Below are 15419 nucleotides of genomic sequence, written 5' to 3'. Positions count from 1 at the left end.
CCGTTCTCCATCGGTGGAGAGCGCCGGTGGAGAACACCGGTGGGAGAAGTCGTCGAAGAACCTTCGCGGGGAGCGATGAGTTTCCGGGACGCCCGGGGTCTACCCCTGTGCAAGCTACGGACGTGACCACGGAGGAGATCCCGAGATGACCGAGAACCTGGGCGAGCTGACCATCACCCGCGAGCTGCCGGGTGCCCCGGCCGCCGCGTTCGAGGCGTACTTCGAGCCGGAGCAGTTCGTCCGCTTCTGGGGGCCGGCCGGCACCCACGTGCCGCTGGAGACCGTGACCGTCGAGGCGAAGGAGGGCGGTCGCTACGACAGCACCATGGTGATCGACGCGACCGGCGACCGGTACCCGCTGAAGGCCGAGATCACCGAGATCCGGGTCGGCGAGTTCTTCGCGATGGTGGAGGAGGGATCGGGCATGCGCTCCACCCTCACCTTCACCGGTCTCGACGGGGGCGGCACCCGGGTGGTGCTGCACCAGACCGGGGTGCCGGAGATGTTCCGCGGCCCGGAGGCCGAGGCGGGGCTCAACTCCAGTTTCGACCGGCTGGTCGAGCACCTCGCCGGCCGGAACTGACGGGCGCGGCGCTTCCGGCGTGCCCGCCCCGGGCCACCCCCGTGGGCCCGGGGCGGGGGCGCGGTCTGTTGGCCGTGCGCTGGGGGTGAACGGTCAGCTGGCCGCGTCCTGGGGGTACCAGCGGAGCTCGACGGTGTTGCCGTCCGGGTCCTGGACGTAGACGGAGGTGGCGGTGCCGCGGGCGCCGTAGCGGGGGACGGGGCCCTCCAGGACGGTGAAGGTGCCCGCGTCGATGACCTCCTGCCAGTCGAGGGGCTCGACGGTGAGGCAGAAGTGGTCGACGTTGGACTCGTGCCGGGGGCCGTGGGCCAGGTCGATGATGGTCCCGGCGCTGACCCGGATCGACGGGAAGGACACCTTGCCGGCGCGCCATTCGTCGACGCGGACGGGCTCCAGGCCCAGGAGGCCGGCGTAGAAGGCCAGCGAACGCTCGACGTCGGCGACGTTGAGGACCAGGTGGTCGAAGGCTACGACGCGCATGGGTGATCGGCTCCGCTCGGGGTGGGGCTGTCGGGGACGGGTTCAACGATCCTCTCGGCCGGGCGGGTGATCAATGCGCGATCGCCGTAGGATCGTTGAGCCGGATTCAACGATCGAGGGGCGGGGCGGGATGCTGGAGCGGTTGGAGATCGAGGTCTTCCTCGCGCTCGCCGGGGAGCTGCACTTCGGCCGGACCGCGGAGCGGCTGCACCTGACCACCGGGCGGGTCAGCCAGGTGGTGAAGAAGCTGGAGCGCCGGATCGGCGGGCAGTTGTTCGACCGCACCAGCCGGTCGGTCCGACTCACCCCGGTGGGGCGGCAGTTGGCGGACGACCTGGCCCCGGTGGTGGCGGCGATGGAGGCGGCGCTGCGCCGGGCGGAGGACGCGAACCGGGGCGTCACCGGGGAGCTGCGGGTGGCGTTCCTCGGCGAGTGGACGGCGCCGGTGCTGCTCAAGGCGGCCGCGCTGTTCGGCGAGCGGCATCCGGACTGCCGGGTGGACGTGCGGGAGGTGCAGCTCTCCAACTCCCGGGCGAGCCTGGTGGACGGGTCGATCGACATCCTGATCGCCTCCTACCCGTTCGACGGCATGGCCCGCGGGCCGGTGCTGCTGACCGAGCGGCGAGTCCTGGCGGTGGCGGCCGGGCACCCCTTGGCCGGCGAGCGGTCGGTGTCGCTGGAGGTGCTCGCGGACCATCCGGTGGTGCAGTACCCGGACGTCACCTCGGTGGGCTTCAAGCGCGACCGCACCCCCGGCCGGACCCCGTCCGGCCGCCCGGTGCCCAAGGGGCCGTCCGGCGGCACCTTCTCCGAGATGCTCAGCCTGGTCGCGATGGGCCGCGGTGTCCTCCCGGTCGGCGAACACTCCCGCCGCTACTACCCGCGCCCGGACGTCGCGTACGTGCCGATCCACGACGCGCCCCCGATCCAGCGCGGCCCGGTCTGGCTGGAGAGCAACACCACCGCCCGGGTCCGCGCCTTCGTCCGGGCGGCCACCGACGCCGTCGCGGAGTCGGTCGACCGGGCGCCGCCGTTGTGCGTGGTGGCGGAGTGACCGGTGCCGGCGGAGTGACCGGTGGGGGCTTCAGGAGATCGCGCGCAGCCGGGGCCGCTCCGGGGCGAGCAGGCGGTCGAGGTGGGCGGCGGTGTCGTCGTCGGCGGGGAGCAGGACGAGGAGCTGCTGGGCGTCGTCGGTGAGGTCCAGGGTCTCGCGGTGGAGCCGGAGTTCGGGACCGGACGGGTGGCGGAGGCGGAGCGGGCCGCGGCGGGGGACGAGGTGGTTGCCGATCCGGCGGGTGAACTCGGGGCCGGCGATCGGGGCGAGTTCGGTGCTGAGCCATTCGGCGGACTCGACCGAGGGCGCGAGCCAGATGTCGAAGGCCTGCTCGTCGGCGATGTCGTCCCAGTCGGCGAACAGCGAGCGGGCGCGCGGGTCGGTGAAGACGTAGCGGGTGAGGTTCGGGGCCGGGGCGTCGAGCAGTCCGGCGGCGCCGAGGACGGCCGCGTAGCCGCTGGTGTGGGCGAGGACGTCGCCGAGGCGGTTGGTGACGGCGGCGATGCCCGGTTCGAGCAGGCGCAGGGTCTCGCGGACGGTGGGGCGCAGCTCGCGCGGGGCGGGGGCGGGCCGGGCGTGGCCGGTGCACGCGCCGCCGGTGATCTTGGTGAGGTAGCGCACGTGGTTGCGCTCGGCGGGGTCGAGGCTGAGGGCGTCGGCGAGCGCGTTGACCACGGCGGTGGAGGGGTTGCGGTCGCGGCCCTGCTCCAGCCGGGTCAGGTACTCGACGCTGATGCCGGCCCGGACGGCCAGGTCGGAGCGGCGCAGGCCGGGTGAGCGGCGGCGGCCGTGGTCGGGCAGGCCGAGCGTCTCCGGCTGGATGCTGTCCCGTTTGGCGCGGATGAAGTCCCCCAGTGGTGTGCCCATACGGCGAGCGTACGGTTGATCGTCGCGCGGAGGGTGGCCCTGCGGGGGCCAGCCTGGGTACGGCCTGGTTGCGGCCGTTCGGCGGGCGGAGAGTGGTCGCCATGGAGACGAACACGCACAAGCTGGTGATCATCCTCGGCAGCGTCCGGGAGGGCCGGTTCGGCCCGGTGGTGTCCTCGTGGGTGGCCGAGCAGGCCGCTTCGCACGGAGGCTTCGAGGTCGAGACAGTGGACCTCGCCGAGGTCGATCTGCCGCTCGAACTTCCGGCCGCCTCACCGAAGTTCGCGGGTGACGGTTATCCGCGTCCGGCCGGGATGGCGAAGCTGACCGAGGCCCTGGAGGGCGCCGACGCCTTCGTCGTCGTCACGCCGGAGTACAACCACAGCTACCCGGCCTCGCTGAAGGCCGCGATCGACTGGCACTTCACCCAGTGGACGGCCAAGCCGGTCGCCTTCGTCAGTTACGGCGGTGCGGCCGGCGGCCGGCACGCCGTGCTGCACCTGGAGAACGTGCTGACCGAGCTGCACGCGGTGACCATTCGGGACGGCCTGGCCTTCCCGAACTACTTCACCGCCTGGGCGGACGGCCGCCCGAACGACCCGCAGGCGCCCGGCTACGCCAAGGTCCTGCTCGACCAGCTGTCCTGGTGGGCGGGCGCGTTGAAGAACGCGCGGGCCGCCGCGCCGTACCCGGCATGACCGGAGCGGGAAAGGTGGCGAAACGGGGAAAGGCGGCGGGGAAGGGGCCGGAGCGGGGAAGGCACCTCAACCCGCCCTGCGCCGACGGTAGTAGTGCACGGTGAGCACGGCGAGCAGCGGTCCCCAGGCGGCCAGCGGCAGGTAGCCGGCCCAGAACACGACGGTCTGCCAGCCGTGGGTGATCAGCCCGATGTTCCGGTCGCCCCGGATGGTCAGGCCGAGCGAGAACATCACCATCGCGTACGGGAAGACCATCAGCGCCGCCGAGCCCAGCCCGGCCGGGACCACGGCGGCGAGCACCGGGACCGGGCGGCCGCCGAGGACGGGGATCCAGCGCGGCCACACCTCGCCCCAGCGGGCGACCAGGCCGAAGCAGAGGAGCGCCAGCGCCTCGCTGACCACGCTGAGCGCGAGGATGTACGCCCAGCCGCCGTCGAACGGGGCCGGGTCCTGCTCCGGCGGTGTCGGGCCGTGGTCGAGCAGCGGCAGCCCGAGGATGAAGCCGCCGATCCGCCAGAGGCAGGAGGGCAGGACCGCCAGGGTGATCGCGTAGCCGGTCCGGACCGCCCAGCGGGGTACGCCCGGTGCGGGTGTGCCGTGCAGTCGTGCCGCGATCGTCCGTGCTCCCATGGTTCCGCCTCCGGCCCCGGGCGGACGCCGTCCGTCCGCCACCGGCTCCGACCTTCCCGGAGCGCGCGGGCGGGGGCGTCCTCACCCGGGCTGAAACCGGGCGGGCCCGCTCCCCCGGGTGGGGGAGCGGGCGGTCGCCGCGGTAGGAGGCCACGGGGGCAGGAGGTTGCCGCGGTCAGGAGGCCGCGGCGGTAGGAGGTCGCCGCGGTGACGAGGTCAGGGCAGCAGCAGCCCCCAGGACAGGGCCCAGGGTAGGAACACCACCCCGGCCAGCAGCAGGGCGCCCAGCCGGACCCGGTCGGCCGCCGGGGCGGCGGCCAGGGCCGCCCGCTCCCGCCTGGCGCTGACCGCGGCGACGGCGGCCGCCCCGAGCGCGAACAGCGCGAGCAGTTGGACGGCCAGCCAGACCACCGGGCGGCCGAACAGGACCGGGCCGGGGAACATCGCGGCGGTGACCATCAGGAAGAGCAGGTACCCGAGGGCGCCCAGGAGGGCGGCCGTCCCGGTGAGGGCGGCCCAGCGGGCGGCCCGGGGCAGGGCGGCGGGGCGCGGCCGGCGGCGCAGGCGGCGGGCGGCGCCGGTCAGCGCGTAGCCCGCGAAGCCGGTCAGGCACAGCAGGGTGGCGACGGCCTCGACCCAGGTGGACTCGTACCAGGGGAGCGGATCGAGCGCGCGGCTGCGGATGTCCTGCTGCGGGGCCGGGTCGGCGGAGGCGGTGGGCAGGCCGGTGGCGAGCCGCTGGATCCAGGCGGATTCGGCCTCGGCGTAGTCCGCCGGGAGCCGGTCGGGCCGGTCGTAGCCGTCGTCCGCGGTGAGGTGCAGGTTGTGCCGGACGTCGGGGACGGTCCGCAGCGTGTAGTGGGTGTTGCCGCCGCGGTCGAGGGCCCGGTGGATGATCGCCGCGCTCTCCTCGGGGGCGGCCTCGCGGTCGAGGGTGCCCCACTCGGCCAGGACCGGCTGCCGGACCCGCTCCCACACCGGCACCGGATCGTAGTCGGCCTCCGGGAAGATCCCGGCGGCGCTGAGCTGCCGGACGGAGGTGTCCGAGAGCGCGTCGACCAGCGAGCCGTGGACGCCCGCGTGGCGCAGGTAGCCCCGGTACGCCCAGGCCTGTTGGCGAGCGGGGGTGAGGCCGACCGCGCCGACGGTGACCAGGTACGTCACCTCGGTGGAGCGGGTGGCGGCGAGCGAGGTCACCCAGGCGCCCTCGGACAGGCCCCACAGGCCGACCCGGTCCGGCGCGACCTCCGGCCGGGCGCGCAGCAGCCGGACGGCGGCCAGGGCGTCCTCGGCCAGCTGCCCGTAGTCCCGGTGGGTCGTCGAGTAGCCGTCGGTGCGCTTGTCGAAGACCAGCGTGGTGACGCCGTGCCGGGCGTACGCCTCGGCGGCGGCCCGCAGTTCGGCCAGCGGACCCGGCCCGGCCCCGGGGACCATGACCAGCCCGGGGCCGCGGGTGCCGGCCGTCGCGGCGGGGGAGGCCAGCAGCAGGCCGTGCAGGACGGTGCCGCCGGCGCCGGTGAAGTCGACCGGGCTGGCGACCGGATCGCCCGTCGCCGACGTGGTGTTCGCGGGTGTGGCGCTCGCAGGTGTGGCGCTCGCAGGTGTGGTGCTCCCTGCCGTGCCGCTCACGGCCGCGCCGTTCCCCGCCGTGCCGCTCACGGCCGCGGCGCCCGCCGGTCCGCCGGTGAGGAGCAGCCCCGGCAGGGCCGCGAGCAAGGCGGTGAGCAGCAGCGCCGCTCCGGTGCGTGCTGGTCGGATGGGTCCGGTGCTCATCGCCGCTCTCCCCCGGTCGTTCTCCACTTGTGGGTTCCAGCCTGGCGGGCGGCGGAGTCCGGGGCGATGGTGGTCGCACCCGGACCGGGGGTGGGGATGTCCCCCGGAAGCGCCCCCGGGCACCCGGGGCGTCGCGGAGGGCTCAGCGGACCTCGTCGGGCCCGGTGAAGTCGGGCGGTGTGTACCCGGGGCCGGTGAAGTCGGGCGGGGTGAAGGCGGCCGGGCGGGTCGTGCGGCCCCGGGGGTCGGTCAGCCCCTCGGGGCCGGGGCTGGTGAACGCGGGCGAGGTGTAGCCGGGGCTGCTGAAGTCGGGGCTCTCGTAGCCCGGGCCGTCGTGGTCCGGGCTCCCGTGGTCGGGGCCCGCGTGGTCGGGGCCGTCGTGGTCGGGCCGGGCCGCCGGGCCCGGCACCGGCGGCAGCGCGTCGAGTAGGTACGGGAGGATTCCGCGCTCGCGCAGCGCGCCGCGCCACTCGCGGTGGGCGTCGCCGAGTTCGGCGGCGAGCTCCGGGTCGGTGCCGGCCGGGGCGGTCGCGGCGCCTTCGCGCAGGGCGGTGAGCAGCAGCCCGATGACGCCGATGGCCATCGCGGCGACCCCGGCGGCGAGGGCCACCCATCCGGCCGTGACCAGGGAGTGGGCGAGGGCGAGGTTCGGACCGGCGGCGCGCAGCAGGTAGCCGATCAGCAGCAGGAACAGGGCGGCGGCCCAGGCCAGGATCGGGGTGAGCACGGTGAGGACCGGGAACAGTCCGGCGCCGCCGCCCCCGGAGCGCAGCTGGCTGAACAGCCCGGGGGCGGCCGGTTCGCCGCCGGGCGGCGGTGGGGGCGTGCTGTGCAGGCTCTCGCGCAGCCGGGTGTAGTGGGTGTACTCGGTGGCGGCCGCGGCGTTGACGCGGTCGGCGTCGCGCAGGGCGCGGATGCGCAGCTGGTCGGTGGTGAGCGCGCCGGGTGCGCGCAGGGCGGTGAGGACGGTGCGGTCGCGCAGGGCTTCCGTGAGGAGGCGCTCGTACTCCGGGCGGTCCTCGGCGAGCAGTGGCGGGGGGTTGGACATGGGAACCCCGTTCGTGCGGTCCCCGTTCGCTCCGCCCCGGGGGCGCGCGGCCCTCAGGACGCCGAAACGGGCGCGGAGGCGGGCCGCCGGACGGGCGGCCGGGTGTGGTGTGCCTCATGGTAGGGGCGGGCGCGCCCGGGCTGACAGTCGGTTTCCGGAATTTCGCGCCCCGGGACGCGTGCGTGCGACCGCCCGAGCGCCGGGAACAACTGTTCTACGGCGATGGTCGGTTGACGATCGGTCGGCAGTCGGCAGTCGGCAGTCGGCAGTCGGCAGCCGGCAGCCGGAAGGCGGCAGTCGGTGGGCGATCCGTGCGAGCGATCCGGCCGATGGACGGCCGCGCGCCTCAGCCGATGGGCAGCCGGGCGACCAGCAGCCGCCCCTCCATGGTGACGCCGCCGTCCATCGCCACCGCGAGGTCGTCCGCGTACACGTACGGCCCGGGGATGTGCGGCGGCTGGCCGTCGTCGTTGTGCACCGCGCCGGTGAGGTACGGGATGGGGCTGTGCCCGTGCACGATCCGGCTGCCGCCGTAGGTGTCCAGCAGCTCGTGGACGGCCATCGGGCCGGCGTCGCCGCGGAAGGCGAACCGCTTGGTGAAGCGGCGGAAGCAGTCCCACCACTCGTCCACGCTGCCGTCGGCGAGCAGGCCGTGCACCGCGTCGTTGACGTCGGGGATGGACTCGCCGTACTCCAGGTACGCGGTGGTGTCGGAGTGCAGCAGCAGGTGGCCGTCCTCGACCGCCATGGCGGGCAGCCGGGAGAGCCAGCTGATGTGGTGCGCCTCCAGCCGGTCCAGGTCGCTCTGCTGGCCGCCGTTGAGCCGCCAGGCGGCGAGGAAGGAGGCGGTGCCGGCGGTGGACTGGACGGGCTCGTCGCCGTACTTGGCGGCGCCGAGGAAGAGCAGTTCGTGGTTGCCCATCAGGGCGCGGCAGTAGCCGCCGGCCGCGGCGGCCTCGGCGGCCAGCTGCATGACCAGGTCGATGACGCCGATGCCGTCGGGGCCGCGGTCGGTGAAGTCGCCGAGGAACCAGATCCGGGCGCGGCCGGCCGACCAGTGGCCGTCGGCGTCGATCAGGCCCTGGCCGTGCAGCGCGGCGCGCAGCTCCTCCAGGTAGCCGTGCACGTCGCCGACGACGTAGACCGGGCCGGGGGGCTCGCCGGGGCCGGGGGCCGGGTACGGGTAGGTGGGTGCGGCGGGGTCGGGCAGCGGCGGGCCGAGTTCGATGGTCGGCGGGTCGTCGCGGCCGTCGAGCCCGAGTGCGGGGGAGGGCTGGTCGGGCAGGGTGGGTTCGTAGCCGCCCTGGTCCCGGCCGTCGTAGCCGCCCTGCTCCCGCGCGTCGTAGCCGCCCTGGTCGTCGTAGCCGGCCTGCTCCCGGCTCTCGTAGCCGCCTTGCTCCCCGCCCGCGTAGCCCGTGCGCTCCTCGTACCCGGGGCCGTCCTCGTAGCCGCCCTGCCCCTGGTGTCCCTGGTGCTCCTGCTGTCCCTGGTGTTCCTGATGTCCCTGCTGCCCCTGGTGCGAGAAGGCCGGGGTCTGGTCCATGCCGATGCCCTGGGCGTGCACGGTGTGGCCCTGGCCGTCGGCGGGCCAGTGCTGCTCCAGGTAGCGGGCTCCGCCGTAGCCGCTGTAGGTCTCCCCGTCGTGGCCCTCCCCCTCGTAGGGCGCGGCGGGGTAGCCGGTGGCGGCGTCGGGTTCGTAATAGGTGCCGTACGGCAGCACGTCGAGGTCCGGCTGGTGGCGGGGGACCGAGTGGGGGTGCTCGGGCCCGGGGAAGCGGTCCTCGGGTGTCATTCGCCCATCATAGGAAGACCACTCTCCCGGCGTCGTCACCTGGTGGGTATCCAATCCTCCGGAGCGTCAGCCGGGCGGTCCCGCAAGGTCCGTTTTGTCCCGGCTCGGCATGGTCTCGTCGGCTGTGGCGGGGCCGCGCGGCCCGGCCTCGGGGCCACTGCGGCGTGGTGGTCTATACCTCGCCCGGGGCCCGGGGCGGGCTGACGGTGGTGCGCGGACTCCGGCGTTGGGAGGACGCGCGGACGATCAGCTCGGTCGGCATCAGGGTGCCGGGCGGCGGCCCGGTGCCGGCGGTGCGGAACCGCGGCGGGAAGAGCCGGGCGATGTCGACGCCCGTCCCGGAGTCCACGCCCTCGATCGCGTCGATGAGCAGGTTGACCACCGTGGTGCCGATCTTGCGCGGCTTGAGCGAGAGCGTGGTGATCGGCGGCTCGGTGGTCGCGTAGACGTCGCTCTCGCTGCAGCAGACCAGCAGCAGGTCGTCCGGCACCCGCAGGCCGTAGCGGCGCGCGGCGGCCAGCAGGTCGGTGCCGTTGGGGTCGAACAGTCCGTAGACGGCGTCCGGCCGGTCGGGGCGGGCGAGCAGCCGGTCGGCGGCGACGGCGCCGGCGGCCGGGTCGTGCGCCGGGTACGTCTCGTAGACCGGCTCCTGCCCGACCTTGGCGCACCAGCCGAGGTAGGCCTCGGTGGAGAGCCGGGTGTAGGTGTCGGTGCTGGTGCCGGTGAGCAGGCCGATCCGGCGGGCGCCGGCCTCGGAGAGGTGGTCGAGGATGCCGAGCACGGCGGCCTCGTGGTCGTTGTCGACCCAGGCGGTGACCGGGCAGTTGCCGGGCTTGCCGTCGCTGACCACCGGCACGCCGGACCGGTAGAGCTCGCTCACCAGGGGGTCCTGGTCGGGCGGGTCGATCACCACGGTGCCGTCCAGGGCGATGTTGCCCCAGACGTCGTGGCGGGAGGAGGCGGGCAGCACCACCAGCGCGTAGCCGCGGCCCAGGGCGGCGCTGGTGGCGGCCCTGGCCATCTCGGCGAAGTACGCGAACTCGGTGAAGGTGAACGGCTCTTCACCGTAGGTCGTGACGGTCAGGCCGATCAGGCCGGACCGTCCCGTGCGCAGGGTGCGGGCGGCCGCGGAGGGGCGGTAGCCGAGGCGCTCGGCTACCTCGCGCACCCGGCTGCGGGTCTCGTCGGGCAGGCGGCCCTTTCCGTTCAGCGCATCGGAGACAGTGGTGATCGACACTCCGGCGGCTGCTGCCACATCCCGGATGCCGGCCCGCTCCAGACGCCGTGAGGTGGTGGGACGCCGACCGCTCTGGTTGGCTGCTGCTGTCATGGCGGACCGATCGTATGGCTCCTGACAAGGGTCTGTGACCGGCGCATCGGAAGCCCCCGGAGATACGTTTCTCCAAGAGTGAGCCGGGGTGCGCCCCTTCGATACCCGCCTGAAACCAGGCCTCTTACCTCTGACATGTGCCAAAGGAACCGGGCAGAATGGCTGATCTGCGCCTGTAACCCGACCGGGCATCTCACTCCTACGGGTGAGGGCGGTCGGTATCGTGCAAGGCACCCGACCGGGGAGTCCGGGCGCGTCACGAGGTCCGGGCACGGAGGCGACCCCGTCCGTGGCGGGCGAGCGCACCGGAGAGTTCCGCAACTGGAAACGGAGTACGACCGTGAGCAGTGGTACGTCAGCGCAGGGCCCGCGGCTGCGGCCGACCCTCGACGGCATCCCCACGTACAAGCCCGGCAAGCCGGCCGGCGCCGACGCCTACAAGCTGTCCTCGAACGAGAACCCCTACGAGCCGCTGCCCGGTGTCCTGGAGACCGCGGTCAAGGCGGCCGGTTCGCTCAACCGCTACCCCGACATGGGGGTCACCGAGCTGACCTCGGTGCTGGCCGAGCGCTTCGGGGTGCCCGCCGAGCACATCGCCACCGGCACCGGCTCGGTCGGCATCGCCCAGTCGCTGGTGCTCGCCACGGCCGGCCCGGGCGACGAGGTGGTCTTCGCCTGGCGCTCCTTCGAGGCGTACCCGATCGTCGCCACGGTCTCCGGGGCGACGCCCGTCCCGGTGCCGCTCAAGGCGAACGGCGACCACGACCTGGACGCGATGCTCGCCGCGGTCACCCCGAACACCCGGCTGATCTTCGTCTGCAACCCCAACAACCCCACCGGCAACGTGATCCATCGCGCCGAGCTGGAGCGCTTCCTGGACGCCGTCCCCGGCGACGTCCTGGTCGTGGTGGACGAGGCCTACATCGAGTTCATCCGCGACCCCGAGGTGCCCAACGGCATCGACCTCTACCGGGACCGCCCGAACGTGTGCGTGCTGCGCACCTTCTCCAAGGCGTACGGCCTGGCGGGCCTGCGGGTCGGATTCGCCATCGCGCACGAGCCGGTGGCGGCCGCGCTGCGCAAGGTCGCCACCCCCTTCGGCGTGAGCCGGATCGCCCAGGACGCCGCCATCGCCTCGCTGCGCGCCGAGGAGGCGCTGCTGGAGCGGGTCGAGGCGCTGGTCGAGGAGCGCACCCGGGTGGTGGCCGGACTGCGCGCCCAGGGCTGGGAGATCCCGGACTCGCAGGCCAACTTCGTCTGGCTCTGGCTCGGCGAGCGTTCGCCGGAGTTCGCCGCCGCGTGCGCCGAGGCCGGCGTGATCGTGCGGCCGTTCCCGGAGGGCGTGCGGGTGTCGATCGGCGAGGCCGAGGGCAACTCGATCTTCCTGTCGGTGGCGGAGGCCTTCCGCAAGTCGCTCTGACGTCCTGCTGGTGATCGCAGGGGCGTGCCGGTCTTCCGGCGCGCCCCTGCGGCGTTTCCGCGCCCCTGGGGTGTCCCGGGCGGCCGCCGCAGGCCCGGCCCGACTCCGTGAGAACGCCCTCAGAACGTCCTGCCGGATGCCTGGAGGTCGCTGGGAGCCCGCTGGGAGTTGCGCCAACGGCCTCCCACGGGGCGGCCAAGGCGCCCGCACGGGAGGGGCGCTCTGTCCGCAATGCCCGGATCCGGCCGGTCAGGTTTCTCCCAGCCGGCGTCCAGGACGACGCAAGAGGGCCCCGGGAAGCTGTCCGGCATGAAGGTGCTCCCACGGCGGCGAGGCGCCGTCCTCGTCAATTCCGCGCTCGGCGTGGCCCTGCTGGGCGGTGCCGCCCTGGTGTACGCCACGGTCAGCGGCAGTTCCGGCCCGGCTTCCGCGAAGCCCGTGGCCCGTACCGCGACGGTGTCCAAGGGCACCGTCCTGGCCACCGTGTCCGGATCCGGCACCCTGGTCTCACCCACCGACGCGGCCCAGGACTTCACCACCGGTGGCAGGCTCACCGCGGTCGAGGTCGCGGTCGGGGACGCCGTGAAGAAGGGTCAGGTGCTCGCCACCGTCGACACCGCGGCGGCCCAGCAGCAGGTGGACGCGGCCCGGTCCGCGCTCACCACGGCCCAGGCCAACCTCACCAAGGCCCAGGCCGGGGTCACCACCACGACCACCGAACAACTGCCGGGCGCCACCTCCGCCGCCTCTCCGGGCGCCGGGGCCGGCAGCGGTGGCCGCGGGGCGGGCGGGAGCAGTACGCCCGCCCCGCAGACCACCACCATCACCACCACCAAGGTCGACGACGCGGCCGTGGCCCAGGCCCAGCAGCAGGTCGCCACCGCGCAGACCGGCCTCGCCAACGCCCAGGCGGCGCTGACCGGCACCACCCTGACCGCCTCGGTGGACGGCACGGTCGCCTCGGTCTCCGGCAAGGTCGGCGACACCGTCGGGGCCACCGGCTCCGGCTCCTCCTCGTCCTCCTCCACCAAGTCCACGGGCAGCGGCGCGAGTTCGACGTCCGCTCCGAGCGGCTTCATCGTGCTCACCAACCCGACCGGGATGCAGGTCACCGCGAACTTCTCCGAGCTCGACTCGCTCAAGCTGAAGAAGGGCGAGGCGGCCACCGTCACCCTGAACGCCCAGTCCGACACCAAGCTCAACGCGACGGTCCTGTCGGTCAGTTCGCTGCCCACCAGCAGCGGCTCCGGTGGCGCGGCCGGCTCCGCCGCCGTCCAGTACGCGGCCACGCTCCAGATCACCGGCGACACCAGCACGCTGCGCACCGGCCTCAGCGCCACCGTCCAGGTGATCACCGGCGAGGCCGACAACGCGCTCTCGCTGCCCACCTCCGCCCTGTCCGGCACCGGAACGTCGCGCACCGCGACCCTGGTGCAGCCGGACGGCGCCTCCGAGCGGGTCACCGTCGGCGTCGGGGTCGAGGGCGACAGCACGGTGCAGGTGGTCTCCGGGCTGAAGGAGGGCGACAAGGTCGAACTCCCCACCACCAGCGGCGGAAACGGCTTCCCGAACGCCTCCTTCCCGGGCCTCGGCGGCAACCGGGGCGGGGCCGCGGGCGGCGGGGTCTTCCCGGGCGGCGGCTCCGGCGGCGGTGGCGCCGGTGGCGGGGCCGGTCGCGGCGGCAAGGGCTGAGACCGGTCATGCGTCACGTCATCGACAAGCGCGTCCCCGCGCATCCCGTCCCGGTGATCCGGATCCGCCGGCTCACCAAGGCGTACGGGCACGGCGACGCCACCGTGCACGCGCTGCGCGGCCCCTCCGACCCGGAGACCGGCGAGCCGCAGGGCGTCGACCTGGACATCGAGCAGGGCGACTTCGTCGCCGTGATGGGCAGCTCCGGCTCCGGCAAGTCCACCCTGATGAACATCCTCGGCTGCCTGGACGTCCCGACCGCCGGCCGCTACCTGCTGGACGGCACCGACGTCGGACACCTGGACGAGCAGCAGCTCGCACTGGTGCGCAACCGCAAGATCGGCTTCGTCTTCCAGTCCTTCAACCTGGTGCCCCGCACCACCGCCCTCGCCCAGGTCGAGCTGCCGCTCGCCTACGCGGGCGTCCGCACCGCCGAACGGCGCCGCAGGGCGATGGCCGCGCTGTCGCTGGTCGGGCTCGCCGAACGGGCCGGGCACAAGCCCAACGAGCTCTCCGGCGGCCAGCAGCAGCGCGTCGCGGTGGCGCGGGCGCTGGTGACGGCGCCCGCGATGCTGCTCGCCGACGAGCCGACCGGCAACCTCGACAGCCGCTCGACGGAGGAGGTGCTCGCCCTGATCGACGGGCTCAACGCCACCGGCCGCACGGTCGTGCTGATCACCCACGAGGACGAGGTCGCCCGGCACGCCAAGCGGGTGCTGCGGCTGGTCGACGGGCAGATCGTGAGCGACCTGAGGCAGGCGCCCGTGGAGGGGCCGCCGCCCTTCCTGGACGCGGCGTTCGCGCAGACCGCGGTCGCGGAGGTGTCGGCGTGATCCTCTGGCAGACGCTCCGCTTCGCGGTCGGCGGCCTGGCCGCCAACAAGGTGCGCTCGGCGCTCACCATGCTCGGGGTGCTGATCGGCGTGGCCTCGGTGATCCTGCTGCTGGCGGTCGGCAACGGCTCGTCCGTGGCGGTCAAGGACTCGATCACCTCGCTCGGCACCAACTCGCTGACGGTCAGCTCCGGTTCGGCGAACGGCGGCTCCCGGGCCACCTCCGCGGTCAAGAAGCTCACGGTCGCCGACGCCAAGGCGCTGGCGAGCGACGGCGACTCGGGCGCCATCAAGTCGGTCGCCCCGGTGGTCACCACCAGCGGGACGGCGCTGTACGGGAACATCTCGTACAGCCCCGGCTCGATCGTCGGCACCTACCCGTCGTACTTCGAGACCGCCAACCAGAAGGTCGCCCACGGCGAGTACTTCACCGACGACGACGTGCTCAACTCGCGCAAGGTCGCGGTGCTCGGCGCGACGACCGCCAAGCAGCTGTTCGACACCGAGAACCCGGTCGGCAAGTCCGTCGTCCTCGGCGGCACGCCGTTCACCGTGGTCGGCGTGCTCCAGGCCAAGGGCGGCAGCGGCTTCACCGACCCGGACGACGTGGTCGTCGCCCCGCTCCCGACGGTGCAGAACGCCTTCACCGGCTTCGGCTCGGTCAACCAGATCCTGGTGCAGGCCTCGAACGCCGACAGCACCACGGCGGCCCAGTCCGAGATCACCCGGGTGCTGCTCGGCACGCACGCCATCGCCGACCCCGCCAAGGCGGACTTCCGGATCACCAGCCAGGCCTCGCTGCTCACGGCGCGGGAGAGCACCACCAAGACCTTCACCGTGCTGCTCGGCGCGGTGGCGGCGATCTCGCTGCTGGTCGGCGGGATCGGCATCACCAACATCATGCTGGTGACGGTCACCGAGCGGACGCGCGAGATCGGCATCCGCAAGGCGCTCGGCGCGCCGCGCGCGGTCATCCTCGGGCAGTTCCTCACCGAGTCGACGCTGCTGTCGGTGATCGGCGCGGGGCTGGGCGTGGCGGCCGGGATCGCCGGCTCGCACTTCAGCATCGTCGGCATCAAGCCGGTGGTGATCCCCGAATCCGTGCTCGGCGCGTTCGCCATCGCCGTCGCCATCGGGCTGTTCTTCGGCAGCTACCCCGCCAACCGGGCCGCCTCGCTGCGGCCGATCGACGCCCTCCGGCACGAGTAGGACTCCACTGT

At 73.9% G+C, this 15419-nt stretch carries 14 protein-coding genes; 7 read left to right on the top strand and 7 right to left on the bottom strand.

Translation table 11 applies throughout. The features are described from left to right. Positions 1-145 precede the first annotated feature (145 nt). The gene (locus ACFVVA_RS30665) at positions 146-583 is read left to right on the top strand and encodes an SRPBCC domain-containing protein (RefSeq protein WP_387694013.1); all 438 of its coding nucleotides are present in this window, start codon (positions 146-148) and stop codon (positions 581-583) included. A gap of 93 nt (positions 584-676) precedes the next feature. On the opposite strand, the gene ACFVVA_RS30660 is transcribed toward ACFVVA_RS30665, so the two are convergent. Next, positions 677-1063, bottom strand: coding sequence for a VOC family protein (locus ACFVVA_RS30660; protein WP_387694012.1), 387 nt, complete (start codon positions 1061-1063; stop codon positions 677-679). Between the two features lie 130 nt (positions 1064-1193). Here ACFVVA_RS30660 and ACFVVA_RS30655 point away from each other — a divergent pair, with 130 nt between their 5' ends. Beyond that, positions 1194-2117: a LysR family transcriptional regulator gene (locus ACFVVA_RS30655; protein ID WP_387694011.1), complete on the top strand. Its 924-nt coding sequence runs from the start codon at positions 1194-1196 to the stop codon at positions 2115-2117. Positions 2118-2147: 30 nt separating this feature from the next. Here ACFVVA_RS30655 and ACFVVA_RS30650 read toward each other — a convergent pair whose 3' ends face one another. Beyond that, on the bottom strand, positions 2148-2984 hold the full coding sequence (locus ACFVVA_RS30650; RefSeq protein WP_387694010.1) for a helix-turn-helix domain-containing protein: 837 nt from the start codon (positions 2982-2984) through the stop codon (positions 2148-2150). Between the two features lie 101 nt (positions 2985-3085). Here ACFVVA_RS30650 and ACFVVA_RS30645 point away from each other — a divergent pair, with 101 nt between their 5' ends. Next, positions 3086-3682 (top strand): NAD(P)H-dependent oxidoreductase, encoded by a 597-nt coding sequence (locus tag ACFVVA_RS30645; protein WP_359905145.1) that lies wholly within the window; start codon positions 3086-3088, stop codon positions 3680-3682. A 66-nt stretch (positions 3683-3748) separates the two neighbouring features. Here the strand turns inward: ACFVVA_RS30645 and ACFVVA_RS30640 are convergent, their stop codons facing one another. The 5 genes from ACFVVA_RS30640 to ACFVVA_RS30620 all read right to left on the bottom strand — a co-directional run bounded on the left by ACFVVA_RS30640 (position 3749) and on the right by ACFVVA_RS30620 (position 10255). Continuing rightward, on the bottom strand, positions 3749-4312 hold the full coding sequence (locus ACFVVA_RS30640; protein WP_387694009.1) for a hypothetical protein: 564 nt from the start codon (positions 4310-4312) through the stop codon (positions 3749-3751). 216 nt (positions 4313-4528) lie between these two features. Next, positions 4529-6085, bottom strand: coding sequence for an alpha/beta hydrolase family protein (locus ACFVVA_RS30635; protein ID WP_387694008.1), 1557 nt, complete (start codon positions 6083-6085; stop codon positions 4529-4531). A 142-nt stretch (positions 6086-6227) separates the two neighbouring features. After that, positions 6228-7133, bottom strand: a complete 906-nt coding sequence (locus ACFVVA_RS30630) for a hypothetical protein (protein ID WP_387694007.1) — start codon at positions 7131-7133, stop codon at positions 6228-6230. A 346-nt stretch (positions 7134-7479) separates the two neighbouring features. Continuing rightward, positions 7480-8925, bottom strand: coding sequence for a metallophosphoesterase (locus tag ACFVVA_RS30625; protein ID WP_387694006.1), 1446 nt, complete (start codon positions 8923-8925; stop codon positions 7480-7482). A 172-nt stretch (positions 8926-9097) separates the two neighbouring features. Continuing rightward, the gene (locus ACFVVA_RS30620) at positions 9098-10255 is read right to left on the bottom strand and encodes a LacI family DNA-binding transcriptional regulator (protein ID WP_359905133.1); all 1158 of its coding nucleotides are present in this window, start codon (positions 10253-10255) and stop codon (positions 9098-9100) included. 340 nt (positions 10256-10595) lie between these two features. Here ACFVVA_RS30620 and hisC point away from each other — a divergent pair, with 340 nt between their 5' ends. The 4 genes from hisC to ACFVVA_RS30600 all read left to right on the top strand — a co-directional run bounded on the left by hisC (position 10596) and on the right by ACFVVA_RS30600 (position 15408). Next, positions 10596-11675 carry a histidinol-phosphate transaminase gene (gene hisC, locus ACFVVA_RS30615; RefSeq protein WP_359905131.1) on the top strand — a complete coding sequence of 360 codons (1080 nt, stop codon included), beginning with the start codon at positions 10596-10598 and terminating at the stop codon, positions 11673-11675. Between the two features lie 309 nt (positions 11676-11984). Continuing rightward, positions 11985-13367, top strand: a complete 1383-nt coding sequence (locus ACFVVA_RS30610; protein WP_387694005.1) for an efflux RND transporter periplasmic adaptor subunit — start codon at positions 11985-11987, stop codon at positions 13365-13367. An 8-nt stretch (positions 13368-13375) separates the two neighbouring features. After that, the gene (locus tag ACFVVA_RS30605) at positions 13376-14200 is read left to right on the top strand and encodes an ABC transporter ATP-binding protein (protein WP_387694004.1); all 825 of its coding nucleotides are present in this window, start codon (positions 13376-13378) and stop codon (positions 14198-14200) included. Further along, positions 14197-15408 carry an ABC transporter permease gene (locus ACFVVA_RS30600; protein ID WP_387694003.1) on the top strand — a complete coding sequence of 404 codons (1212 nt, stop codon included), beginning with the start codon at positions 14197-14199 and terminating at the stop codon, positions 15406-15408. The genes ACFVVA_RS30605 and ACFVVA_RS30600 overlap by 4 nt, the downstream gene beginning before the upstream one ends. Positions 15409-15419 lie beyond the last annotated feature (11 nt).

Origin of the sequence: Kitasatospora sp. NPDC058048 (assembly GCF_042885555.1) — a bacterium.
In the GTDB taxonomy this organism is placed as follows: Bacteria; Actinomycetota; Actinomycetes; order Streptomycetales; family Streptomycetaceae; genus Kitasatospora; species Kitasatospora lactacystinica.
This window is presented reverse-complemented; position numbering and strand designations above follow the sequence as displayed.